This is a genomic window from Streptomyces sp. H27-H5 (assembly GCF_026627505.1).
In the GTDB taxonomy this organism is placed as follows: Bacteria; Actinomycetota; Actinomycetes; order Streptomycetales; family Streptomycetaceae; genus Streptomyces.
In genome coordinates, this window is the sequence record NZ_JAPNLK010000019.1 from 47,519 (window position 1) to 56,358 (window position 8,840).

Sequence of the window (8,840 nt, forward strand, 5' to 3'; positions counted from 1 at the left end):
ACCGAGTTGCAACTTGACGTTGCAACTGAGAGGTGCAACACTGTGCGTATTGGAAGGGCGCACAGCCCACCCCGCACCACGGAGGCATCCATGACCGAGACCACCGACTACCGGCCCGCCGACTTCAAGGACTTCGCCAAGGGCGACGGCATCCGCTTCCTGACCCGCGACACCGGCCGCACCGGCGCGGGCCTGTTCTGGCGAACCGGCACCGTCACCCAGGTCACGGACAAGACGGTCACGGTGACCTGCGACGGCAACCAGCTCGGCGCCACCGCCCGCATCCGGCGCGCGGACTGGGTCGGCCGCGCCCCCGAGCGCGCCGTCAAGGCGCCGGCCACCACCAAGCGGTACCGGCGCACCGAGAACGGCACCACCACCTACCTGACCCAGGCCGAGGGGGAGGCGGAGATCGAGCAACTCCGAGAGGCGTACAAGCGGGGAGAGATCCGGGAGCTGTTCAGCGGCAGCGCCGGCACCACGCACACCACCCTGACCGGCCTCCGGATCCACATGGACCTGGAGGACGCCCCGGAGCCGACGGACCCGGCCCCGGCCCTGGACCGCATCGCCCCGCCGGTCGCGCTCCGCTTCCTCGCGGACTACGTGACCGACACCAGCGGTGAGGAGCCCGTCCAGCGCATCACGGTGACCATGGAAGGCGACCCCGTGCCCGTGCTCGACAAGGAGCTGCCGTACGGGCCCGGCCGCAACGCCGCCCGCACGCTGGAGGCCCTGGGCTGGACGATCACAGGCATGGAGACCTACGGCGGACCGAGCATGTTCCGCGCCTGGGTCACCCCCTCCCCCCTCCCCCGCCTCATGCCCGACCAGGCACGCGGCATCGTGAACGGCACGTTCCCCGAGGCCCAGGACTTCCAGCCCGCCTACACCGAGGCCGGCGAGTTCCTCGGGTACACCTGGCAGTCCACCCCCCAGAGCACCGCGCGGTTCGGGTGGATCACCCCGTCCGGCACGTTCGCCCGGGGCCTGGAGGCGTACCGCTCGGGCGCGGAGGCCCTGCTCCCCATGGCCGTGATGGACGACGAGCGGCAGGCCCGGCGCCGCGCCCTCGCGCAGGAGAGCGAAGGCTCTCGCCTGGCACGGCGAGCCACCGAGGCCGTGGCCCGTACCGCCGAGTACCGGGCCAGGATGGACGACCGGACCGCCGAGGAGGCACGCCGCTACGGAGCGCCGGTGCCCCCGCTCGTCGCCGCGCGCATCGCCGCCCGCGAGGCCGCCCCCCTGGCCCTCCCCGCCGCCGGCGAGGCGCCCGCGCAGCAGCTCCCGGCCCCCCGCGTCCTGGAGGGGGTGGTCGTCCAGCACGACGGAGCCACGGACGGATGCTTCCCCAAGCACGTCCAGCACCCGGACGTCCTCGCCGCGCGCGGCGCGCTGGACGGCATGGCCTTCGCCCGCCTCACCGACCGCCACGACATCAGCGCACCGACCGAGGAGGAGCAGCAGACGCGCGGCTACGTGGTCAAGCCGCGCGGTGACGGACGGGTGACCGTGTACTGGCTGGAGCGGGGCAAGGCGATCCGCCGGGACACCCCCCTGGACGGCGCGGCCCTGGACTGCCTGGAGTACCGGATGAAGACGCGCGGCTGGGAGACGGAGCGCATGGGCCGGTCCGCTCACTGCCTGTTCGCCCACGTCCCCCAGGACCAGCGTCAGGGCTGATCCTCGCCCGCTCGACCTTCGAACCCGCCGGCCCCCACGGGGGCCGGCTTCCCCGCGTGACGCAACTTGACATTGCATCCTAATGTTGCAACATTATGGGTATCGGGACGGGGGTGCACCCCGCCCCCCGACACCACGGAGGACCCATGTCCACGCTCGACCGGATCGCACAAGGCATGACCCCCCGCATGACCGAGGCCCTCATCTTCTTCGGCGACCGCAACCCCCAGGGCAGCGCGGCCCGCGTGAACCTGGGCCAGGGTGGCGGCACCCACGGAGCCATCCACCGCCGCGGCCTGATCGCCGAGGGGCGCGACGAGCGCGGCCGCGCCGCCTACTTCCTCAGCCCCCTCGGGTGGGCCCTCTACACCCACCTCACCGGCCGCCCCCGCCCCACCGACGCCGGCCGCCTGCCCCTCGCGGAGGCCCTGACCGAGGCCCACGGCGAGGACACCGAGGCGCCGGCCATCGAGCAGGCCGCCGCCGAGGCGGCGACCCGCCGCGTCCACCCCGGCGCCTGCGACTTCCAGCCCGTGACCGCCCACGGAACGGACATCGTGACCGGCTGGACCTACCGCCGCACGGACCGCCCCACCGCCCTGTACGGATGGATCACCACCACGCACGCCATGGCCCCGACCGCGACGCTCCCGGCCCGCTCCTGGGCCGAGGAGGGCGTCCACCACGCCGCCGGCGAGGCGCCGCCCGCCGCTGCCACCAGCCCGGCCGACGTCGTACGCCACGACCAGGTCAAGGTCCGCCGGGACGGGCGCGGGAAGTGGACGGTCGAGCGCGGCGCGGACACGCTGGGCGTGATCTGGGACGAGGGCCCGAAGATGAGCCGGGGCCGGTACGCCACGTGGTCCCCGTTCCAGCCCACCCCCGGGTTCTTCACCGCCCCCGCCCCGGCCCTGGACGCCATCGTGGAGGCCTGGCCCCCGAGCGTGGCCGACCTGGCCGAGGAGACCGGCGCCACCCGGGAAGAGGTGGAGGCCGCCGCCGACCGGCTGGCCGAGGAGGGACAGGCCACCGGTACGCGCGTCTACCGCACCGGGGTCCGTGGCCCGCTGGCCCGGGTGACCTTCGAGGCCGCCGCCGCCGTACGGGAGACGCTGGGGGCGCCGTCCGCCCGGTACGCCGTGGCCATCGGACGGGACGCCGACACGTGCCCCCGGTTCCACCACCTGGAGCGCGCCATGCGCCACGCCGAGACGTACGGCCTGGGCGCGGAACACGTCCACGACGCCGCGCCGGCACCGGCCGCCACGCGCTGACCCCTGCCCCTACAGGCCCAGGACGCCCCGCCTCGCACGAGGACCGGGGCGTCCGGTCGTTGCGGCCAGGGGCCCGATGACCCGACCGGGTGATCGTGGACGGGCGGGTCCATTGCCACTTGACTTTGCAACCTCATGTTGCAACACTATGCATATCGAGAGGGGCGGGAAGCCCCCCGGACCACGGAGGACACCATGACCAACACCGCCACCGCCGCCGCCATCACCACCGGCACCGTCGCCCCGGCCCAGGTCGGCAAGGGCCGCACCGTCCACTACGTCAACGTAGAGGAATACAACATGGACACCCTGTGTGGCCTTGAGGTGGAGCGCACCCTGACCGGCGCCGAGGCCCTCAAGATGGCCAAGGAATGCAAGAGGTGCGTCAAGACCCTGGCCGTGACCGTGGACGCGGAGACCCCCGAGGCACCGGCCCCCGTCGAGGAGGCCCCCGCCGCCCAGGTGACCGAGGAGCCGGTCGTCGAGGAGGCCCCGCAGGTCGAGGAGCCGGCCGTCGAGGAGGACGCCCCGCAGGTGGACGACAACCAGCCCGCCGCCGCCGAGGTCGTCCAGGCCGAGGAGCCGGCCCAGGTGGAGGACGCCCCGGAGGTGGACGACGTCCGGCCCGCAGACGGGGAGCCGGTCCGGGTGACCGCGTACACCGCCGCCGTGGAGGCACTCCACGCCAACGGCCAAGACAACGACGACCGGGTCCTGACCCTGGACGCCGGCGCCGTCCTGGAGACCGTGACCAAGATGCGCCGCATGCCTCGCTGGAACGCGGCCCAGGCCCGGTTCACGGTCAACAAGGTGGCCGTGATCGTCGCCCGGGACAGCGCGGGCGAGCGGGTGTGGGTCCGAGGGGAAGCCGCCCCGATCCGCGTGGACTTCACCGGCACCCCCATCCAGGAGGACGCCCCCGCCGAGGCCGGCGCCGTGGACATGGCCGCCGTACTGGCCGCCACGCGGGTCCTGCGCCGCCGCAAGGAGGTCCAGCGGGTGATCGACAACCGCACCGCCGCCCGCAACTGGAACACCCCGGCCGCGGCGACGGTCGAGGAGACCGCCCCCGCCCCCGTGGTCCAGGAGGCCCCGGCCCCCGTGGTCGAGGAGCCGGCGCCCACGGTCGAGGAGATCCCGGTCCCGGTCGAGGAGGCCCCGGCGCCCGTGGTCGAGGAGCCGACCCCGGCCGCCGGCCCGGAGTGGCGCACCCTCAAGGGCATGGAGGCCCCGTTCCTCCTGTACGGCGAGGACACCGCCGACGGGTTCGCCCCCGCCAACAACCGCAAGCAGTGCACCGGCGAGCCGCTGCTCATCACCCGCTCCTGGACGGAGACCGGCACCCGCTACGCCGAGGACGCGACCGGCCGCAAGTGCCACCTGTGGGGCACGGCTACGAAGTACTGGGTCGCCCCGACCGCCTGATCCACCCTCGACCGCCCCGCCCTGGACGCCCCGCCTCGCCCGCCGAGGACGGGGCGCCCGGCCGTTCAGGGGTGTTCAGCGCCGCCCGTTGAACACCGGTGAACACGGGGAACACGTAGCCCGCCCTTGGGCCGGATGACCCGACCGGGTGAAAGGTCCCGCACCCCCCCTTTGCAACTTGACGTTGCATCGCGATGTTGCAACACTATGGGTATCGGGAAGGGCGAGGGGCCTGGACCACCACCGGAGGGACGACGCGATGAACACCACCGCCAAGACCGCGCAGTTGATGACCCGCCTCGCCACCGCCGAGACCACCGCCAAGACCGCCGGCCGCGAGGAGACCGCCACCGCCGGCAAGGCCACCCGCGCCGCCGCCCGCGTCACCGCCACCCGCACCGCCCTGGCCACCGCCCGCCGCGACCTGCGCACCGCCACCCGCACCGGCAACGGCCAGGCCCCCGCCGCCCGCCGCGTGACCCGCCTGGAAGACAAGCTCGCCGGCCTGGTGGACGCCGCCCGCACCGCCAAGGCGGAGGCCGCCGCCGCCCGCCGTGCCGCCCGCACCGCCACCCGCCGCCTGGACGCCCTCGGCCGCCGCGCCGCCACCAGCGCCGCCCGCACGGTGGAACGCATCGCTCACCGCCTCGGGGAGACCAGCCTCACCCCGGCAGCGGAGCTGGACCGGGTCCTGACCGCCGAGGAGATCCCGGCCGTCGAGGAGATCGAGAACCGCGCCGCCCAGTTCACCGACCTGGACCAGCGGGCCAAGAACCTGACCAAGCAGGCCGACGCCGTCAAGTCCTGGCTGCGGACCCTGCCGGTGGGCGTGTACGGACGGGTGATCATCACCCGGACCCCCGGCCGGAGCGTCCTGGACAGCACGCAGGTAGCCGTCGACTACGCGGCCCGGGGCGCGATGCCCCCGCGCAAGGCAACCCGCACGACTTTCAAGTGCGACGCGACCGCCCTCCTGGTCGCCGACCTGGCCGCCTGATCCACCCCACCCCACCCCGGCCGGGCGCCCACCGCGCCCGGCCCCCCAGGAACGGAGACACCCCGATGTCGTACCTCCCCCGCACCATTCCCGCCCCCACCCTGGAGGCCCTCGCCGCCACCCTCGCCGCGGCCGGCCTGGAGCTGGGCCCGGTCAAGCCCGGTACCCGGGTGACCCACACCGTCCAGCACAAGGGCGCCGGCTGGGAGCTGACCTACATGGGCGCCCGCTGGGGATGGCGCCTCGTCGGCCCCGGCGTCGAGCACGGGCTCGGGGTGAGCGGCCCACAGGAAGCCGCGGCCCACATCGCCGCCCCGCCCGTACCGGAGGTCCCCGCGCGCACCGTCCACGTGCGGATCGGCACCCACCGCACCGCCTACCACCCGGACGCCGCATGCCCGGCCCTCACCGGCCGACCGGAGACGTACCGGGGCCAGGAGGTCACGCCGGAGCACCAGGCACAGGGCCGCGGCCTGACCCTGTGCGGCCAGTGCGACAGCCTCCTGACCGCCGTCCCCGCCACGTACTGCACGGTCACCGTGCCGGCCCTCGTGCGCGGGGCCTGGGCCACCCCGCTCGGGGACGGGTGGCGCCTGGGCGTCCGCTCGGCCCTCGCCGCCTCCTGACCGACCCCACCATCCCGCCCCCGCTCCACCCCCGAGAGGACCAACCATGGTTGCCGCCCTGTACTCCGTGAGCGCCGTCCGGATCGTGAACGGCATGCGCTCCGCGCTGCTGCGCTTCGACTCCACCCCCGACATCCAGGACGTGCCGGATCTGCTGGCCGCTTACGCCGCCGCCTACGAGGGCCAGGACGACGTCCTTGTGGACATGAGCGCCACCCCCACCGACTGACCCGTCCCGGGTGGGGCGTCCCCTCCGCCCGACCCACCCGACACGCACCCTCATGTTGCTAATTGACATTGCAACATGAGGGTGCAACCATGTGTGCCAACGGGGGACGTGCCCCCAGGAGAGGAACAGCGCCATGACGACCTACATCGACGCCAAGCACGTAGCCGCAGAGCTGAAGCGCCGCCTGAAGACCGCGTTTCCGGGCGTGAAGTTCTCCGTAGTGCGCGGACGCGGCACCGGTAGCACCGGCATCGACGTGACGTGGACCGACGGCCCGACAGACGGCGACGTCGCCGAGATCAGCAACCCGATGCAGGGGTCGCGCTGGAACGGGTACGACGAGCGGTACGAGGACCTGGACAACACGGTGACGGTCACCATCGACGGCAAGCGCGTCACCGGCCGGCCCGTCGTGGACAGCATCCACCTGCGACAGGAAGTGTCCGACGAGGTCAAGGCCGAGGCCCTGGCCCTGTGGCACGCCGCCAACGGCGAGGACGCCAGCACGCAGGGCCAGAACGGCGGCTTCAACGTCGAGGGCGAGTTCATCGCCGGCAGCTGGGGCGTAAACCAGGTCCTGAGCATCGCCCTCCGCGTGATCCTGCCCCGCCGCTGGGCCGCCGCCCACCCGCCCGCCGCCGCGCAGGCGCCGGCCGCCGTCCCGGCCGCCACCACCCCGGCCCCCGCGTCCACCGACGGGGTGCGCGTCCAGCACACGGACACCGAAGGGATCACGGCCACCGGCACCACCCGAGGAGACGGCGCCGCCCCCGTCCTCAAGGCCCAGGGGTTCAAGTGGCACCGAGCGAACGCCTACTGGTTCCTGCCCGGCACCCGCGCCGAGGCCGGCGCCGAGCGCCTGCCCGCCGTCCTCGAAGCGCTGCGCGCGGAGGGCCTGACCCTGTCCGCCGACGTCGAGCCGGCCCCCGCCGAGGAGCCCCCGGCCGTCGAGCCCGCCCCCGTCGAGGTCGAGGAGGCCCCCGCCGCCGAGGAGCCGACCGTCGAGGAACCGGAGTTCTTCTACTGCGGCGCCGACCTCGGGCGCCAGACGTTCCCGTACACCTGCCACCTGGAGATCGGACACGAGGGCAGGTGCACCCCGGGAGCCGCGTTCGAGGAGCCCGCGCCCGTCGAGGACCAGCCCGACCCGGCAATCCCCCCGGCCGGGATGGAGGCCGGAGCCCACAGGGTCACCAACACCGGACAGGGCGAGCCCCACGGCGCCGGTACCGCCTACCTGTTCCGCTGCCACCAGTGCCAGACCCTGGCCCCGCTGGTCGAGTTCGACTCCCTCAAGTGCACCCCCCAGGCCGAACAGGCCGAAGCGCTCCACCGCGCCGGCCGCCTCCTGGACGACGTGATCCTCCGGGACGCCCCCGCGTACGTGTTCACGTACGCCCTGTCCACCGACGAGTTCCCGTGCACCCGCGCGGAAGCCGTCGACCGGGTCGCCCGCCTGCTGATCCTGGGGGCCACCCACCGTTGGTACGCCGGTGAGATGCGCCTGTTCCACAACGACTACCAGGTGGCCACCCTCCGGCACGCCCCTGACCCGGTCGAGGTCGAGCCCACACCGGTCAAGGAGGCACCGGCCCCGGAGGTCGCGGACAAGGCGCCGACCGAGAAGCCGCGGCCGGGCCTGGACGCCGGCGCCCACCGGATCGCGATCACCCGCGAGGCGATCGGCGCCCCCGGCACCGAGCACGTCTTCCGCTGCTGGGTGTGCAAGCAGCGCGCCCCCCTGACCGGATTTGAGACCCTGCCGTGCACCGACGAGGCGGAGGGCGCCCACCTGCTGGAGGTCGCGGCCCGCCTCCTGGACGACGTGGGGCTCCGGGACGTGGACGTGTTCCACGTGATCGGCGGCCCCGGGGACTGGGCCCCGCTCCAGACCAGGGCCGAGGCGACCCGATTCCTGGCCGCGCGGCTCCAGTCCGGGGTTACCCACCACTGGTGCGAGGGAGAGCTGAGGCTGGCCCGGGGCGGGGAGACGGCCGGATTCATCAAGCCCGCCCCGGCCCCCCTGCCGTGCGCCCGCACCGCGCCCCAGGCGTACCGGGGCGTGCCCGTGCCGGCGCACGTGGCCGGTGCCTGGAGCGAGCAGTCCACCGGCGCCGCATGGCGCGAGGGGGTGGACGCCGCCCTGACGTTCGCCGCCCTGGCCCGCGCCGCCGACTGACCCCGCCGACCGGGACCAGGCCAGGCCCCACCCCGACACGCCCCACACCTCGCCTTGTTGCAACTTGACGTTGCAACGTAATGATGCAAGTATCGAGGTGTCAGGGAGGGCAGACAGCCCGACCAGGAAGGGGAACGGTCATGAGCCGCACGATCCGGATTCGCACCACGGAGGACGCCGTCGTGGAGATCGCCGCCCTTACGACCCGCGTGATCGTGAAGGGAGGGCACGAGGGCCACGACCTGGAGACGGTCGGCCGGATCATCACCTCGGACACGGTCCTGGACACGATCCGCACCGCGTACGACCGGTGGGTCGGCAACGGCGCCACCCCGAAGGACGCCGTGATCGCCGTGGGACAGAGCCTGATCGCACCTAACCTCCCCCGCCGGGCGCCCGGGGTGGGCGCCCGGCGGGGGCGGTTATG

Annotated in this window: 8 protein-coding genes; all 8 read left to right on the forward strand. The window is 73.9% G+C overall.

The genetic code is table 11. The annotated features are described in order from the left end of the window. The first annotated feature begins 90 nt into the window (after positions 1–90). On the forward strand, positions 91–1,683 hold the full coding sequence (locus OTB19_RS12255) for a hypothetical protein (RefSeq protein WP_267798096.1): 1,593 nt from the start codon (positions 91–93) through the stop codon (positions 1,681–1,683). Between the two features lie 146 nt (positions 1,684–1,829). Continuing rightward, complete coding sequence (locus OTB19_RS12260) at positions 1,830–2,957, forward strand: hypothetical protein (protein ID WP_267798097.1); 1,128 nt, start codon at positions 1,830–1,832, stop codon at positions 2,955–2,957. A 195-nt stretch (positions 2,958–3,152) separates the two neighbouring features. Next, positions 3,153–4,382 carry a hypothetical protein gene (locus tag OTB19_RS12265; RefSeq protein ID WP_267798098.1) on the forward strand — a complete coding sequence of 410 codons (1,230 nt, stop codon included), beginning with the start codon at positions 3,153–3,155 and terminating at the stop codon, positions 4,380–4,382. Positions 4,383–4,641: 259 nt separating this feature from the next. Beyond that, positions 4,642–5,379, forward strand: coding sequence for a hypothetical protein (locus OTB19_RS12270; RefSeq protein ID WP_267798099.1), 738 nt, complete (start codon positions 4,642–4,644; stop codon positions 5,377–5,379). A 65-nt stretch (positions 5,380–5,444) separates the two neighbouring features. Further along, positions 5,445–6,005 carry a hypothetical protein gene (locus OTB19_RS12275; RefSeq protein WP_267798100.1) on the forward strand — a complete coding sequence of 187 codons (561 nt, stop codon included), beginning with the start codon at positions 5,445–5,447 and terminating at the stop codon, positions 6,003–6,005. Between the two features lie 46 nt (positions 6,006–6,051). Further along, positions 6,052–6,234, forward strand: a complete 183-nt coding sequence (locus OTB19_RS12280) for a hypothetical protein (RefSeq protein WP_267798101.1) — start codon at positions 6,052–6,054, stop codon at positions 6,232–6,234. 133 nt (positions 6,235–6,367) lie between these two features. Next, positions 6,368–8,413 carry an LPD29 domain-containing protein gene (locus OTB19_RS12285; protein WP_267798102.1) on the forward strand — a complete coding sequence of 682 codons (2,046 nt, stop codon included), beginning with the start codon at positions 6,368–6,370 and terminating at the stop codon, positions 8,411–8,413. A 140-nt stretch (positions 8,414–8,553) separates the two neighbouring features. Beyond that, positions 8,554–8,840: hypothetical protein (locus OTB19_RS12290; RefSeq protein WP_267798103.1), on the forward strand; the 287-nt coding region annotated here is incomplete at its 3' end.

Coding starts and splice junctions, on each gene's coding strand:
- OTB19_RS12255 (WP_267798096.1), top strand. CDS start 91: ATGACCGAGACCACCGACTACCGGCCCGCCGACTTCAAGGACTTCGCC.
- OTB19_RS12260 (WP_267798097.1), top strand. CDS start 1,830: ATGTCCACGCTCGACCGGATCGCACAAGGCATGACCCCCCGCATGACC.
- OTB19_RS12265 (WP_267798098.1), top strand. CDS start 3,153: ATGACCAACACCGCCACCGCCGCCGCCATCACCACCGGCACCGTCGCC.
- OTB19_RS12270 (WP_267798099.1), top strand. CDS start 4,642: ATGAACACCACCGCCAAGACCGCGCAGTTGATGACCCGCCTCGCCACC.
- OTB19_RS12275 (WP_267798100.1), top strand. CDS start 5,445: ATGTCGTACCTCCCCCGCACCATTCCCGCCCCCACCCTGGAGGCCCTC.
- OTB19_RS12280 (WP_267798101.1), top strand. CDS start 6,052: ATGGTTGCCGCCCTGTACTCCGTGAGCGCCGTCCGGATCGTGAACGGC.
- OTB19_RS12285 (WP_267798102.1), top strand. CDS start 6,368: ATGACGACCTACATCGACGCCAAGCACGTAGCCGCAGAGCTGAAGCGC.